Origin of the sequence: Tardiphaga sp. 285_C5_N1_2, from assembly GCF_052076065.1 — a bacterium.
Lineage (GTDB): Bacteria > Pseudomonadota > Alphaproteobacteria > Rhizobiales > Xanthobacteraceae > Tardiphaga > Tardiphaga robiniae.
In genome coordinates this window covers 6,188,996-6,203,732 of sequence record NZ_CP197241.1, presented here as the reverse complement: position 1 = coordinate 6,203,732, position 14,737 = coordinate 6,188,996, and the positions used below count along the sequence as shown (strand labels likewise).

Annotated in this window: 11 protein-coding genes; 4 read left to right on the top strand and 7 right to left on the bottom strand. The window is 61.1% G+C overall.

What is annotated here, in order from left to right; translation table 11 throughout:
• Positions 1 to 26: 26 nt before the first annotated feature.
• From AB7951_RS29415 to htpX, 3 genes are all read right to left on the bottom strand, one after another.
• Positions 27 to 449 carry a hypothetical protein gene (locus tag AB7951_RS29415; protein WP_089263479.1) on the bottom strand — a complete coding sequence of 141 codons (423 nt, stop codon included), beginning with the start codon at positions 447 to 449 and terminating at the stop codon, positions 27 to 29.
• Positions 450 to 636: 187 nt separating this feature from the next.
• Positions 637 to 1,716 (bottom strand): DUF4892 domain-containing protein, encoded by a 1,080-nt coding sequence (locus AB7951_RS29410; RefSeq protein WP_120287513.1) that lies wholly within the window; start codon positions 1,714 to 1,716, stop codon positions 637 to 639.
• Between the two features lie 157 nt (positions 1,717 to 1,873).
• A complete protein-coding gene (htpX, locus tag AB7951_RS29405; protein ID WP_120287514.1) occupies positions 1,874 to 2,806 on the bottom strand; it encodes a zinc metalloprotease HtpX in 933 nt (310 codons plus the stop codon).
• Between the two features lie 191 nt (positions 2,807 to 2,997).
• Between htpX and AB7951_RS29400 the strand changes: the two genes are divergently transcribed.
• Positions 2,998 to 4,224 (top strand): LLM class flavin-dependent oxidoreductase, encoded by a 1,227-nt coding sequence (locus AB7951_RS29400; protein ID WP_120287515.1) that lies wholly within the window; start codon positions 2,998 to 3,000, stop codon positions 4,222 to 4,224.
• 125 nt (positions 4,225 to 4,349) lie between these two features.
• Here the strand turns inward: AB7951_RS29400 and AB7951_RS29395 are convergent, their stop codons facing one another.
• On the bottom strand, positions 4,350 to 5,123 hold the full coding sequence (locus AB7951_RS29395) for a DUF4886 domain-containing protein (RefSeq protein WP_120288064.1): 774 nt from the start codon (positions 5,121 to 5,123) through the stop codon (positions 4,350 to 4,352).
• A 150-nt stretch (positions 5,124 to 5,273) separates the two neighbouring features.
• Between AB7951_RS29395 and AB7951_RS29390 the strand changes: the two genes are divergently transcribed.
• On the top strand, positions 5,274 to 5,570 hold the full coding sequence (locus AB7951_RS29390) for a hypothetical protein (RefSeq protein ID WP_120287516.1): 297 nt from the start codon (positions 5,274 to 5,276) through the stop codon (positions 5,568 to 5,570).
• On the opposite strand, the gene AB7951_RS29385 is transcribed toward AB7951_RS29390, so the two are convergent.
• Positions 5,551 to 6,060 (bottom strand): cupin domain-containing protein, encoded by a 510-nt coding sequence (locus AB7951_RS29385; protein ID WP_120287517.1) that lies wholly within the window; start codon positions 6,058 to 6,060, stop codon positions 5,551 to 5,553. The two genes, AB7951_RS29390 and AB7951_RS29385, sit on opposite strands and share 20 nt — an antisense overlap.
• An 18-nt stretch (positions 6,061 to 6,078) precedes the next feature.
• Entirely contained in the window at positions 6,079 to 6,921 is an 843-nt protein-coding gene (locus AB7951_RS29380) for a glucose 1-dehydrogenase (RefSeq protein ID WP_120287518.1), read from the bottom strand.
• A 245-nt stretch (positions 6,922 to 7,166) separates the two neighbouring features.
• Here AB7951_RS29380 and AB7951_RS29375 point away from each other — a divergent pair, with 245 nt between their 5' ends.
• Entirely contained in the window at positions 7,167 to 8,855 is a 1,689-nt protein-coding gene (locus AB7951_RS29375; protein ID WP_120288065.1) for a methyl-accepting chemotaxis protein, read from the top strand.
• A gap of 45 nt (positions 8,856 to 8,900) precedes the next feature.
• On the opposite strand, the gene AB7951_RS29370 is transcribed toward AB7951_RS29375, so the two are convergent.
• Positions 8,901 to 9,704, bottom strand: a complete 804-nt coding sequence (locus tag AB7951_RS29370; protein ID WP_309941994.1) for a transglutaminase-like cysteine peptidase — start codon at positions 9,702 to 9,704, stop codon at positions 8,901 to 8,903.
• 444 nt (positions 9,705 to 10,148) lie between these two features.
• Between AB7951_RS29370 and AB7951_RS29365 the strand changes: the two genes are divergently transcribed.
• Positions 10,149 to 14,693: a cadherin-like domain-containing protein gene (locus tag AB7951_RS29365; protein ID WP_120287519.1), complete on the top strand. Its 4,545-nt coding sequence runs from the start codon at positions 10,149 to 10,151 to the stop codon at positions 14,691 to 14,693.
• Positions 14,694 to 14,737 lie beyond the last annotated feature (44 nt).

The following is a 14,737-nucleotide window of genomic DNA, read 5'->3' as shown; positions in this document are numbered from 1 at the left end:
AGCACATCGCTGTGCCGCGAGGCTGATCAGGCCGACATGACATAGGGGATGCTGCCGATAATGGCGGCAAGCTGGAATGCGTTCGACAGCATGCCGCCCCAATGCATCCGTCGGAGCCGGCGCACGGCCTCGGCATCACCGGCGTCTCGTGCGCTCATCTGACTATCCATCCGCCGCAAGAACCAGCCCCGCGCCCAGATCGCAAAAGCCGCGATCAAGCCGATGCCGATGGTGAAAACCAGTCGACCAGCCAGTGCAAAGGCCGTTGTCGCGATGACACCGGCGATAGCGACCATCAGAAAATAAGAGCGGAACAGGCCCCGCAGTAACTGAGTCACTTCCGGGATATCCAGCCTCACCAGCAGAAAGGCCGGTGACGACAGCAGAAAGAAGCCCATCGAGAAAATCAGAAGGACCATAGAGGCCAAGGCGACGGCATCGGGCGTCATGCAATTACCCTTCTATCTGTCCGGGCAACAACCTTTCCATCAACTTCCGATACCAATATCCCCGTGGGCCTCTTCGACACTATTGGGCTTTGGTCGAATCTGGAGAGATATCTCTTCTCCAATAGAACAGCGCCTATCCGAAGGACCTGACACCGGCGAGCCCACCCACCCCCAACATCCGTTGCGATCAGTTCAGCTTCACGACTTCCACACGCCGGTTCCTGGCGCGGCCGTCATCCTGGTCATTCGATGCTGCAGGTGCGAGCATGCCGACACCGGCTGCGCGCAGGCGCTTGCCGTCTGCACGAAAGCTCGTAGTGAGCGCTGCGACCACCGACTCGGCGCGGCGGCGCGACAGATCGAGATTGTAGTCATAGGCGCCCTGATTATCGGTATGGCCAACGATCAGCACGGCAAGCTTCGGATCGGATGACAGAAGCCCTGCAATCTCCTGCAGGGTCGGCGACGATTCCGGCTTCAGGTCGGCCTTGCTCGTATCGAAGAATATCCCGTACAGCGCAACGCGGCCGGTAGAGCCGATGGTCTTCGCCATCTCGTCGGCCTTTACCACCACCATCTTCTGCTCACGCGGCTTCGGCTCGACGATATGCACGACGGCCACGGTGCGTTCGTTGAAGGCCTTGCAGTAGAGATCGTCCTTCACGAGATAGGTCTGCACGGTGACATAGGCTTCGCCGCCAGCTTGCGGGATCTTGGCAGCGAAGAAGCGCTGATCGTCGAGATGAGACGCCATGGCGCATTTGCCATTGGAGAAATCACCGTCTTTCAACTGCGCCTCAGTGACGAAATACATCAGCAGGCTCATATCGCCGCCGCCGCCCGCAGCCGAGCGCGTCGGATCGCCGCCGCAGTCATCGGTCTTGCAGCTATAGAGCACCTCGCCGCCGGCTGCCTTGACCACATCCTGATAGTTCCGCAGCACTTCGAGCGGCGAGCGGTTGGCCGGCAGCAGATAGGTGATGCGCGTACGTGCGCCTTCCACTTCAAGCAGCTTGTTCGGCTTGTAGACCTGATTGTTCATCCGATCGCGATCGCTATCGCCGGTCTTTTCCAGTTTCGACAGCGGGATGGTGAAGTCAGTGAAGGCGAGGCGCTCGTAGCTGATGATGAAGGAACCGTCATAACGCTTCAACAACGCGCTATCGCGCGCGCCGGGAACATCCTTGTTTGGAATCGTCGCATCGGCCTGTGCCGCACACGCACCGAACAGAACAAACAAGCCAACCGTCAGAATGCGTCCGAGCATGAGTCATGCGTCCCCGTTTCAGGAGCGCACACGATGACGATTTGGGACATGTAAACAAGCGGACTAAAGCGCAGCGAATGGCCGCGCAGCCATGTCCGGTTTTCATTGAACCGAACGGTGCTGCGCGGCGACCAATCTCGTTAAGTCCAAACGGGTTTTACCCCCACGGACCGCGCGGACGCGATTGACCGCTGTTCCACGGGCCAGTTGCTTGAGGCGCGGATCGCGTCGGTACCTGCGACTGAGCACCCATCTGCCCCGCAAGCTGCTGCAGCGCTGCGATTCGATTCTGCGTCGCGGGATGCGTGGTGAACAGATTGTCCATGGCACGCCCCGACAACGGATTGATGATGAACATATGCGCTGTCGCCGGCGCGCGCTCGGCATCCTCGTTCGGAATCTGATGCGCGGCGTTGTCGATCTTCGCCAGCGCCGAAGCGAGCCACATTGGCTGGCCGCAGATCCGCGCGCCCATCTCGTCGGCGGCATATTCACGCGTGCGGCTGATCGCCATCTGCACCAGCATGGCCGCAAGCGGCGCCAGGATCATCAGTGCGATCTGACCGATGACGCCCGGGCCATTATTGTTACGGTTGCCACCGAAGAACATGCCGAACTGCGCGATCATCGAAATCGCACCGGCGATGGTCGCTGTGATGGTCATCAGCAACGTGTCGTGATGCTTGATATGCGCCAGCTCATGCGCCACCACGCCTGCGAGTTCCTCGCGCGACAACTGCTGCATCAGGCCGGTGGTCACGGCAACGGCCGCGTTCTCCGGATTCCGGCCGGTCGCAAAGGCGTTCGGCTGCGGATTGTCCATGATGTAAATCTTGGGCATCGGCAGGCCGGCATTGTGGGCGAGCTCGCCGACCATGCGATACAGGTCCGGCGCGTTACGTGCATCAACCGGCTGGGCGCCGTGCATCGACAACACCGCGCGATCCGAATTCCAGTAGGCGAACATGTTCATGCCGGCGGCGACCACCAGCGCGATCATCGCACCCGACGCGCCGCCCATGAGATAGCCGACACCCATGAACAGGGCGGTCATGCCAGCCAGCAGAATCGCGGTTTTGAAGTAGCTCATTGGTCCTCCTGCCCGCCTGCGGAAAACGCTGCGGTGCAGGCATCAAATGGTGATCCGCCCGATCGTTCCGCAAGACGGCATTGTGCGGCAGCGCGTCGCGGCCATGCAGCGGACTGCATTGAATGCCGCGACATGTGGCCATAGGCTGCGCGCAACGAAAACATTAAAAAACATTACAAAGAGGAAACACTATGGCTCGCGTGAAGTTCGGCGCCTTTCTCGCACCGCATCATCCGATCGGCGAACATCCGATGCTGCAGTTCCGGCGGGACCTCGATCTCGTCGAGCAGCTCGATGCGCTCGGCTACGATGAATTCTGGTGCGGCGAGCATCATTCGTCGGGCTGGGAGATGATCGCCTCGCCGGAAATGTTCCTCGCCGCGGCAGGCGAACGTACCAAGCGCATTCGCCTGGGGACCGGCGTGATCTCGCTGCCCTATCATCATCCCTACAATGTCGCGCAACGCATGGTGCAGCTCGACCACATGACCGGCGGTCGCGCCATTTTCGGTTCCGGCCCCGGGGCTCTCGCTTCCGACGCGCATACGCTTGGCATCGACCCGATGACCCAGCGCGACCGCCAGGACGAAGCCATCGCCATCATCCGTCGGCTGTTCAACGGCGAACGCGTCACCGCGAAGAGCGACTGGTTCACCATGAACGATGCCGCGCTGCAGATCCTGCCGCTGCAGGAGGAGATGCCCTTCGTGGTTGCGTCGCAGATCTCGCCGTCGGGGATGACGCTGGCCGGCAAATACGGCATCGGCATCATCTCGCTCGGCTCGATGTCGACGCAGGGATTGATGGCGCTGCCGACGCAATGGGGCTTTGCGGAGGATGCCGCGAAGAAGCACGGCACCACGGTGGACCGCGCCAACTGGCGTGTGCTGCTGTCCTGGCACATCGCCGAGACGCGCGAACAGGCCGCGCGCGAGGCCGGCCCCGGCCTGATGCGCTGGCACAACGAATACAATGTCGGCACGCTGCAGCGGCCGGGCCTGCAGCCCTTCACCTCACCCGAGGACGCAGTCGAAAAGACGGCGGGCGGCGAGAATGCGGCCTCGACCATCGGCACGCCGGATGACCTCATCAAGACCATCAAGAACCTGATGCAGGTCTCAGGCGGTGTCGGCACCATCATCGGCTTCGTGCATGACTGGGCCAATCCGGAGAACACGAGGCGCAGCTGGGACATGGTGGCGCGCTATGTGGTGCCGGAGATCAACGGCTACATCGCGTCTTTGCGCAAGTCGCAGCAATTCGTGATCGAGAACCGCGAGGTGTTCGAGCGCGCGGGCCAGGCCGTGATGGCCAAGATCATGGCCAACGACAAGGCCGCCGCGGCGCTGCCGCTCACCGGACCAGGGCGCGTAGCGATTCCGCTCGTCAATGCACCGGATCTGCAGAAGAAGGGGTAAGCCCGGCTCAGGCCTTTCCTCCGTCATTGCGAGGAGCGAAGCGACGCGGCAATCCAGCTCTTCACTTCGGCAAAGAAAGACTGGATTGCTTCGCTGCGTCGCAATGACGGGGAGAGGCTGGCGGCCTACTTCCCGTAGTAATCCTGCGCCGTTTCCCACGCCGCCGTCTGCAGCATCTTCGCAGTCGCTTCATCGAGACCCGCGAGATACGGATTGCCCACCGGCGAGCGGCCCGTCAGCGCGGCGAAGACCACGCAGGACGCAAGGTATGTGCCTGCCATGCTCGGATGACGCCTGTCGGGCTGGTACAGATTGAGCTCGGGCTGCTTCGCGCGCACCCTCGCAAATGCCAGACCTGCCGGAATCACCAAGGCATTGTTATCATTACCGGCGACCGTATAGGCCTCGGCCAGTTGCTGCGTCATCTCCGGCTTGTCTTCATAGGCCCAGGACATGAAGAAGACCGGTTTCGCGCCATGCGCCCTGACGATGTCCGCATCCTTTTTCGCATATTCAGTAAAGACCGACTTCAGCTTGGGATGGATCGGGCACTGGCTGCAATCCATCATGATCGCAGCATCGAACAGCCGCTCCCGCTTGTTGAAGATGATGTTGTTATTATCATCGAAGGAATAGGACGCGATGGCATTGGGTCGAAAGTAGCTCTCGACATCGTGCCATTCGAAGCCGGAGCCGCCGATGGTCACCGAGGTCGCCTGATAGCTCGTCCTGTTGGCGGGGTCGGCAGCGCGCACCATCCCCAGCACGTGGCTGTGCATGCTGTTGTTGAAATAGAAGAAGCTGTTGCCGATGAAGATCTCGGTCTTCGGAAAATCGGGCCCCAGCGACGTGACCTTGGGTTTGGTCTGCGCTTGCACCGCAACGGACGCACTGGCCATGGCAGCAAGGGTCGCCACGGCGACAAGCAAGACTCGCAAAGTTCTGGACAATGGATTGTCTCCCGGTTCTTATTATGTGCGGATATGCGTATCGATAGCATAGGTCGGTGCGGATTGCGCCGGCCTCGATCGCGGGAGGCAGACAGCGCCATGCCCCATGAGCTCGATTCCCATGACCTCGATCCCCTGATCCTTGATCTCCTGGAATGGATCGCGCGCGAACCCAGATCCCATGCCGACGTGCTCGATGCATGGCGGACGTCGTGCCCGCGACTGACGGTGTGGGAAGACTGCATCGACCGCGGATTTGCCACACGCATGCACATCGCCGGACATGGCTCCGTCGTTCAAGTGACGGCCGCAGGCTTGTCCTTCCTGCAACGGCATGGACGCGTCATGCCAAAGACGCCAGCCTTGACCACCGCAACTAGTCCAGCGGCATCGTAAGCTGCGCGCCTTCATCGGCCACAAACACTGCGATCAGCTCGGCCGGCTCCGTATTGCTCGCATTGGCCGAGACGAGATGCGTCGAGCCCGGCGGCTCGAAGAATGACTGCCCAACCTTGAAGGTTTCGACCGGCCCGCCGCCGAGCTGCGAGCGGATCTCTCCCTTGGTGATGTAGGCTGTCACCGTGCCGGAATGACGATGCGGCACGCTGAAGCCGCCGGGTCCATAGGACACGCGCACAATGGTCACGCGCTTTCCCGGCACATTCGGCAGCGCATGCGACGTGATCAGTTCCACCGCATCGCCGGGATTGGCGCTGGAGCCATTGCTGACAGCGCAGAGGGGCGCAAGAACAGTCGACATAGCGTCCATCGTGGCCGGAAGCGCCTTGCCAACGGCAATCGCACACATCAGTCCTGCGGCAACGGCAACAGACACATAGCGGGCTTCAGGCAACCTCGGTACGATCGCGTCGCATGTGATGGACATTCTTCGCCCCCCTGCCCCTCAGCCATTGTCCTGGCCGAACGCCTTGCGCATCGCGACATAGCCCTGCTGCTGCTGACTCCAGTTGCGACCGCCCGTGACACCGCCATCGACCACCAGATCGTTGCCATTGACGAAAGACGACTCGTCGCTGGCGAGGAAGACGGCGGCATGGGCGATGTCGTCCGGCAGACCAGCGCGCGGGATCGGCTGTGCAGCCTTGAATGCCTCGCGCATCAGCGCCGGCGTCTGCTCGGCTGCTTCCACCGATAGTCCCAGCGCCTTGCCGAAGATTCCGGTCGCAATGGCGCCTGGCGAGATGCTGTTGACGCGCACGCCGCTCTCACCGAGCTCCATCGCCACGCATTTGGTCAGATGGATGACCGCGGCCTTGGCGGCGCCGTAGACCACCGAGGACGAGTAGCCGGCGAGCCTGCCGGCAATACTGCCATTGTTGATGATGCTGCCCGAGCCCTGCTTCTTCATATGTGGGGCGGCATGTTTCATGCCGAGCATGACGCTGCGTACGAGTGTCGCCATCGCCGTATCGAAACGATCGACGTCGAGGCCTTCGATACCACCGGTTTGCGCCGGACCGCCGGCATTGTTGAACAGGCAATCGATGCGGCCGAATTTCTCGACCGCGTGACCGATCAGTGCACTCATCTGCGCTTCATCGGTAACGTCGGTCTGACGGAAACTGCAATTTGCGCCGAGCTTCAAAGCAAGCGCATTGCCTTCCGGCGCGCGACGCCCGGCAATCACAACTTTCGCACCCTGCGCGATGAAGATTTCCGCCGTACGGTATCCGATGCCGCTCGTTGCACCGGTGATGACTGCGACCTTGTTGTCGAGACGCCCCATATCGTTTCCCCGTTTGTTTTTATGGCCGGCATTTGACGCCCCGAACCTGCGCCCGCGCAAGGCGTATTTTGAGTCAGCGCGACTCGCAGCCCGCTGAATTTGCAGATGAAGCGGCGCACTTTCCAAGCCACAACCGTCGGAGAGTCCCGAGAATTACGATTAAGGAAGTTCTAAGACGCATCTGCGTATCGTGCAACATTGTACCGCCATCCAAGCATGGCTCGCGATTGCTGGAGACCTTTTCCGTGAAGCTGCTCAATAACCTGCCGATTTCCGCCAAGCTCGGGCTTCTCGTCACCGTCACTCTGATCGGTCTCTGCCTCGCCGGCGTGCAGGCGACGCGCCTCGTCAGCGCCGAGATGCGCAGCTCTCGCATGGAGCAGGTTCTCGCCATCGTCGAAACGGCTCGTAACATGGCGCTCGGTCTGCAGAAGCAGGTGACAGCCGGCGAGTTGACAAAGGATGCTGCAATCCAGGAATTCGTCAAGCGCGCCCGCACGATGACTTATGACAAGGGCAACGGCTACGTCTTCTCCTATGACATGAACGGCATCGCGCTGGTGACGCCGGATCCGAAACAGTTCGGCACCAACCGGCTGGACGTCCCGACCAACGGCCGTGCGCTGACTCGCGAGTTGCGCGACGGCGTCGCCGCCAAGGGCGATGTCACGCTGTATTACGAATACATGAAGCCGGGCACGACCGAATTGATCCGCAAGTTCTCCTATGCGGTTGCCGTGCCCGACTGGAATCTGTTCGTCGGCACCGGCGCCTATCTCGACGACCTCGATACCAAGATGACGCCGATCATCTGGTCACTGGCAACAGCGATCCTCGGTATCGCTGTTGTTGCCGGTCTGATCGCCTGGTTCATCGCCCGCAGTATCACGAGGCCGCTGAGCCAGCTCGGCACCCGCATGCGGGATCTTGCTGACGGCAAGCTGGAAGCCGAGATCCCCGGCGCCGGCCGTCGCGACGAGATCGGTGCGATGGCTACGACGGTGCAGGTGTTCAAGGACAACGCGATCCGCATGCACGGCCTCGAGCAGGAAGAGGTAGCCGTCCAGCAGCGCGTCGCCGCCGAACGCAAGTCGGCGATGAACAGCCTTGCCGATGGCTTCGAGCAAAGCGTCAACGGCGTCGTGAAATCGGTTGCGACGTCCGCGGCCGGAATGCAGGCCACCGCATCGTCCATGACCAACACCGCAAGCGAAACCACCGATCGCGTCGCCAGCGTCAGCATGGCGTCCGAGAAGGCGCTGAACAACGTGCAGACCGTTGCCGCTGCAGCGGAAGAACTGACCGCTTCCGTCGAGGAAATCTCGCGGCAGGTCGCGCAATCGACCGAGATCGCGCGGCAGGCCGTCGGCGAAGCAGACCGAACCAACGCAACGGTTCAGCTCCTGTCCGGCGCAGCCGAGAAGATCGGCGTTGTGGTGCAGCTGATCGACACGATTGCAGCACAGACCAACCTCCTGGCGCTCAATGCCACCATCGAGGCTGCCCGCGCGGGTGAAGCTGGGCGTGGCTTCGCGGTTGTCGCCTCGGAAGTGAAGGCCCTGGCAACCCAGACAGCCAAGGCGACGGAGGAAATCTCGGCGCAGGTTGCCAGCATGCAATCGACGACCGGAGATGCCGTCTCGGCAATCGGCAATATCAGTGCGACCATCGAGAAGATGAGCGAGATTTCGATGGCGATTTCATCAGCTGTCGAGGAGCAAGGCGCTGCGACCCGCGAAATCGCCCGCAACATTCAGGCCGCAGCCACGGGCTCCAGCGAAATCGCCACCAATATCGGCAGCGTCAACGCAGCAGCCTCCGCCACGGGACAAGCGGCCGGCCAGGTGCTCAGCGGCGCGCGCGAGCTCGACGGGCAGGCCAGCATGCTGCAATCGGCGGTGACAGACTTCCTGACCAAGGTTCGCGCGGCCTAAATCAGGCGAGCGATCGAAACCTTCGATCGATACGGGCCGTTCCGCTTACAGCGCGGGGCGGCCCGATGTCTTTTTGGCATTGCTTGCCAGCGTGGTCAGAGCTGCTTCATCCGCAACGGGACGCTGCGTAGCTGCCAGCAGCGGCGCGTCGACATATTGCCGGATGCCGTTGTGATCCATCACGAAGAGCGGCCGGGTGTTCTTCATGTTGACGTCCTCGACCATCGCCATGCGACGGTTGTCGAGCATGAACCAGCGGCCATCGAGACGGGCGGCCGCAACAGCGTGGTCTTCCTGGCGCAGCGTATCGCGCAGGATCACAACGCGCAGATCCTCCGCGGCGACGCCCGCGGCGCGCAGCGCGGTGAACTTGGCGATGGCGTAGTCCTCGCAATCGCCTGCGCCGGTGGCGAGCAGCGCCAGCGGCGAGCGCCAGACATCCGTTGCGCCATAGAGCACAAGATCATCACCGGGCCGAACCGCCAGATTGATAGCGCGATTGACCTCACCCATGCGGGCGCGACCATCGCGAGCACTGGCATCGCCGACGATATCCAGAAACTTCGCGGCCTCAGGCGAGCAGCGGACGGGTGTCTCGGCACAAAGCTCGACGGCAAGCTGCTCGTCGTCCTGCTCGCGTTCCACCCCGCGCCATTTGGCTTTGAGCTCGCCTTCCGGCAGCGCCGATGTGGTGAGGCCAAACGGCTCCGCAGGCCGTTCGACTGCGTCGATCGCCTGGTCAGGAAAGGCCGTTCCGGCCAGGAGATCCGTGGGTGCCGCGAAAATCGCCAGCCCCAAGGCCAGCACAGACGCGCAGCGCACCCGCGCAAAAGCAGAAGTCCACATCATAGACGCCCCGTCTGTCCGGGCATCGGCAAGCAGGGCTGCTCGCACGTGACCGGATCATTTGTGGGGCCATCTTGAGGCGGCTAATTTTCGGCGAGATTAAAAGGGGTTAGCCGGGTCGGCGAAGTTCGCAGACAGGCTGAAGGGGGGCCAACCGGCTTGACGACAATTTTATCGAAATGGCCGAAAGGCTCGCACGGGAGGGATTATATTACCTCACGCATTCGTTCCAGCGGCGTCGATTTCCGGAACCGGGAACACAGCCCGAACTCGGAACATCGTTAACGAAAATTCACTATATGGATCAGTGGTATCCGGATGATTTCACAAAGCGGGCGATAACTTGAAAAAGTGATGCGCAGACGTCCACTATCGCATTGCACCCCGCGGTGGTATGCATGGCTCGCAAATTAGCTAATTAATAACCATAACCATGCGCGGTAGAAATTGAACTACGCGGGTCCATTCGATTTTTCGCAATCTGGCGATGCTCCGGCCGAACCAACGGCTGGCGGCGGCAGTATTGGCCATACGTTTTCCGCTCATACGGCCGGTTCCGCGATTGTCGTGCAGGATGCCAACCTGCTGTTCTCCGGCGACTACAAGCGCTCCGGCGTCGATCTCGTGCTGTCCAAGGACGGGCACGAACACGTCGTCTCCGACTATTTCAAGGGTTCGCTGCGCGCAGCTCTGTCGTCGCCCGATGGCGCGCAACTGTCCGGCGACCTCGTCACCGCCCTTGTTGGTGAAGTGCAGGTCGCGCAGCTCGGCGGCGGCGCCACTGCCGCCGCGCAAGTCATTGGTACTGTTAGCAAGCTAGCCGGCAGCGCGACTGCCATCCGCAATGGCGTCTCTGTGATGCTCAATGTCGGAGACCAGGTGCAGAAGGGCGACGTGGTCCAGGCTGGCGCAGACTCATCGCTGACCATGACTTTCATCGATGGCACCGTGTTTGGCCTCTCGGCCAATGCACGCATGGTGCTGAACGAGATGGTCTACGATCCCCAGGGATCGGCGAACTCATCTTTGCTCAGCCTCGTGCAGGGCACGATCACTTTCGTTGCCGGCGAAACTGCCAAGCATGGCAACATGCGCGTCGATACGCCCGTTGCCACCATGGGCATTCGCGGCACCGCCGTGCTGGTCGAAATCGGTTTCGAGGTGCCCGGACAGGGCGGCGCACCGCCGGTGAAATTCCAGGTTCTGGTCGAGCCCAACGGCGTGACCGGCTCTTATGTGCTGTATAGCAAGACCAGCGGCCAGGCGATCGGCACCGTCAATGCGGCCGGTCAGGTCACCAGCGTGCTCGGCAATGGCGATACATCCACAGGCATCGCCGATCCGCTGACGCCGATCGCACGGGCGATCATTGAGCAAACGCTGCAGACCTATTTCCCGAACTACGTTCCGAACGCCAATCCGCGCAGCGGACCCGGCGGCGGTTCATCTCCGGGCGATCCTAATTCCGGCACCAGTCCGGATCCCTTGAAATTCATTATTCCGGATTTTCTGCCGAACCAGCCCTACACCGTCCCGATCAAGCTGCAGGGCGACGGCTCCAACACGTCGCCGATCGACGTCACCTTCACGCGCTTCAACACCGCACCGATCATCACAGTGACGCCCGTCGTCGTCACGCTGCCGGTCAACCAGAACAGTTTCGATATCAGGGACCAGGTCCAGATCAACGATCCAGACATTGGTGACGTGGCAACGCCCTATGTGGCGGGCACCGCGCGCATCATTTCGGCGAGCGGGCCAAGCGGCACGCCGGCCGCACTCGATCTCAAGACGCTCATCGTGGTCGATCCGGCAACCGGCCATGTCTCCTATAATCCCGCCGCTTTCACGTTCCTTGGCGCAGGACAGCAGGCCGTCTACACCATCGGCTTCGACAGCCAGTCCGGGCCGGACACAACCCATGAGACGCTGACCTTCACGGTCGATGGCTCCAATGATGCGCCGGTCGTTGCATCTGCGCTGACAGCCGCCGCAACGCAGAGCACTGCCGCCCAGAGCTTCGATTTGCTCGCCGGCGCGTCCGACGCCGATCTCGGCGAAACCGCGACGTTGACCGTGAGTGGTGTGAAATTTTCACTGAACAATGGTGCGCCGACCAACACGCATGTCGGCGTGACGCTCAACGGCACCACGCTGGAAATCGCTCCGAACGCATTTGCCTATCTCGGCGAAGGCCAGACCGCGACCCTCAAGGTCACCTATAATATCATCGATGCGCATGGCGCGAGCGTGGCGCAGACCGAGACGATTATGATCACGGGCGTCAACGACGCGCCGGTGATCACCGGCTCGTCGATCGCGGTCGTCCTCGGCGGCGTTACGGTGCTGAGCGATACAAGCTTCACGGTCAGCGATCCCGACGGAACGACCGACTTCACTTTCACGGTGAGCAACGTCACTGGCGGCACATTCGAAGTGTGGGACGGCTCCGCATGGGTGCCGGTGACGAATTCCGTGTTTCAGCTCCTGAGTGTAACCAACGAGACGGACTCCTCAGAGACCTCCTACACCTTCACGAGCGACCAACTCGCCCAACATCATGTCCGTTTCGTCAGTGACGGCAGCACGAGTCAGCCCACCTTTACGGTGCAGGTCGACGATGGCAGCAGCCACAACAATCTCAGTGCCCCCTATGAGGGCACGGTCGCGCCCGGTGAGAACCACGCGCCGGTTGTCGAGGGTGATGTCGCGCTCACGGCCATCGCGGAAGACCACTGTCTGGTCATCACAGAAGCGCAGCTGCTGGCAAATGCTACAGATCTCGACGGCCAGACGCTGCACGTGACCTGTCTTGAAGTCGCGAACGGCTGCGGAACGCTCACCGCAAACGAAGACGGCACCTGGACCTTCACGCCTGCGGCCAATTTCAACGGACCCGTGTCGTTTACGTATCGGATCTCCGACGGCGTGACGTCGGTTGATGGCCATGCGAAGCTTGCCGTTACGCCGGTCAATGATTTGCCCAGCGGCAAGGTCACGATCTCCGGAACATTCCAAGAAGGCGCGACGATCACCGCCCAGACTGGCAGCGTGGCCGATGTCGATGGACTGGGGACGTTTCACTACCAATGGTGTCGCTCGAACCCCGGCTCCAATGCACCCGTCGCGATTTCGCAGGCCACAGGTAGCAGCTACGTCCTCACTGCCGCAGATGTCGGCGTGACCGTCTATGTTATCGTCAGCTACACGGACGGCGGTGGAACCGCCGAGATGGTTGCCAGTGGCCCAACCGATGTGATCCTGGCTGCGCCGCCGCCCTACGGAGCGTCCAACTATTGGACTGGCGCCGTCAACAGTGACTGGAACACGCCGGGCAACTGGTCCCTCGGAATCGTCCCGACGGCAGACGAGATCGTCTACATCTATACGGGGACAGTTACCTTCAATCTCAACGGCCTGCTGGAAATCGCCGGGCTTCACATCGGTGCCCAGGCCGAGCTCGATTTGACCGGCACCGGAACGCTGAATGTCACCGGCATACTGGTGAACGACGGCGATATCCAGCTCGCACCGGGCACGACGCTCGAAGTCCACGGCGTCGTGCAAAACACCGGCACGCTGCTGATCGATGATCACACGGCCGGCGCGACCCTGCTGATCCACGGTACGGTCACGCTCGATGGCGAAGGCACCGTGACGCTCGACGGAAGCGCCGACCGGATCACCGGTGACTCGCTCAGCTCGAAACTCATCAATGCCGACAATACGATCAACGGCTACGGCAAGCTCGGCGACGGCAAGCTCAGCATCGTCAATGAATGCGACGGCAAGATCATCGCATCCGACTGCTCGCACGCACTGATTATCGACACCGGCAAGGGTAGCCTGATCAACTTTGGTTTGATCGCGTCGATGGCCACCGGCGGTCTCGAAATCAAAGGCGATCTGGTCAATTACGGGACCATTGAAGCCTATGCCGGCCTGTTCGAGATCGGCGGCAATGTCACCGGTCACGGCACCGCGAAAATCAGCGGCGGCAATCTCGAATTCGGCGGCTGGTCGGATGCCAATGTGACATTCTCCGGCGTCAGCAGCGACGAGTTAATCCTCGATCGCGGCTCTCACTTCGTCGGGACTGTCTCTGGTCTGTCCTATGGCGACACGATCGACCTGAAGGGCATCTCGCCCTGGCAGCTCTGGTTCGACCAGCACGACGGCGTCGTCGATGTGCATTACGGCTGGGGCAAGAATGACTATTTCACGCTGACCGATCCAGGCGTGCTGAAACATCTCGACATCGACTCCGACCATCACGGTGGCACCGAGATGACCTGGAGCAATGACGCGCCCGACATCAATACGTCGTCGGCTGAGCTTTCCAAGCTCCACGGCGGCTATTTCAAGATTTCCGACGTGTCCGTGTGGGACAAAGATTGGTCCAGCGGTGAGAACTATAAGCTGGACATCAACGGCACTGTGGTGAAGTCGGGATCACTCTCGTCTATTGATCATTATCTCGAAGATGGTTTCACCTTCAAACCAACCAGTTCGGAAACGCCTCAAGCGACCGTTGCCGTCACCGTCACTGACGGATTCGGCGCTAGCGAACATGTCAATTTCATCTTCAATACGGCACCTCTCCAGTCCAATACGCAGGTGTCACTGAACGGCACGACCGGAAATGACGTTATCTTCGCAACGGTCAACAAAGATACGCTGACGGGTGGCCATGGCTCGGATCAATTCGTCTTCGGGTCGCATAGTGGATCGATCGATAGGGATATCGTCACGGACTTCGAGGTCGGCACCGACAAGATCGTGCTCGACCACATTCGTGGTGTGCCCAATCTTTCAGGCCCCTTCGGCGATTTGAAGCTGACCCTTTGGGAGCTGTCCGGCGGAATCGAGCAGAAGGGAAACAATACCCTGATCCATCTCGATGGCGGTGACACGCTGCAACTCAACAACGTGCACATGTCCCAGCTGCACGCCAGCGACTTCATCGTCCACCCCTATTCCAACGTGGCGTAACGCGGCACCGTTAACCGTCCCGCGGACAGCACCTGCACAAGTCG

Coding starts and splice junctions, on each gene's coding strand:
- AB7951_RS29370 (WP_309941994.1), bottom strand. CDS start 9,704: ATGATGTGGACTTCTGCTTTTGCGCGGGTGCGCTGCGCGTCTGTGCTG.
- AB7951_RS29390 (WP_120287516.1), top strand. CDS start 5,274: ATGCCCCATGAGCTCGATTCCCATGACCTCGATCCCCTGATCCTTGAT.
- AB7951_RS29410 (WP_120287513.1), bottom strand. CDS start 1,716: ATGCTCGGACGCATTCTGACGGTTGGCTTGTTTGTTCTGTTCGGTGCG.
- htpX (WP_120287514.1), bottom strand. CDS start 2,806: ATGAGCTACTTCAAAACCGCGATTCTGCTGGCTGGCATGACCGCCCTG.
- AB7951_RS29395 (WP_120288064.1), bottom strand. CDS start 5,123: ATGGCCAGTGCGTCCGTTGCGGTGCAAGCGCAGACCAAACCCAAGGTC.
- AB7951_RS29415 (WP_089263479.1), bottom strand. CDS start 449: ATGACGCCCGATGCCGTCGCCTTGGCCTCTATGGTCCTTCTGATTTTC.
- AB7951_RS29400 (WP_120287515.1), top strand. CDS start 2,998: ATGGCTCGCGTGAAGTTCGGCGCCTTTCTCGCACCGCATCATCCGATC.
- AB7951_RS29385 (WP_120287517.1), bottom strand. CDS start 6,060: ATGTCCATCACATGCGACGCGATCGTACCGAGGTTGCCTGAAGCCCGC.
- AB7951_RS29380 (WP_120287518.1), bottom strand. CDS start 6,921: ATGGGGCGTCTCGACAACAAGGTCGCAGTCATCACCGGTGCAACGAGC.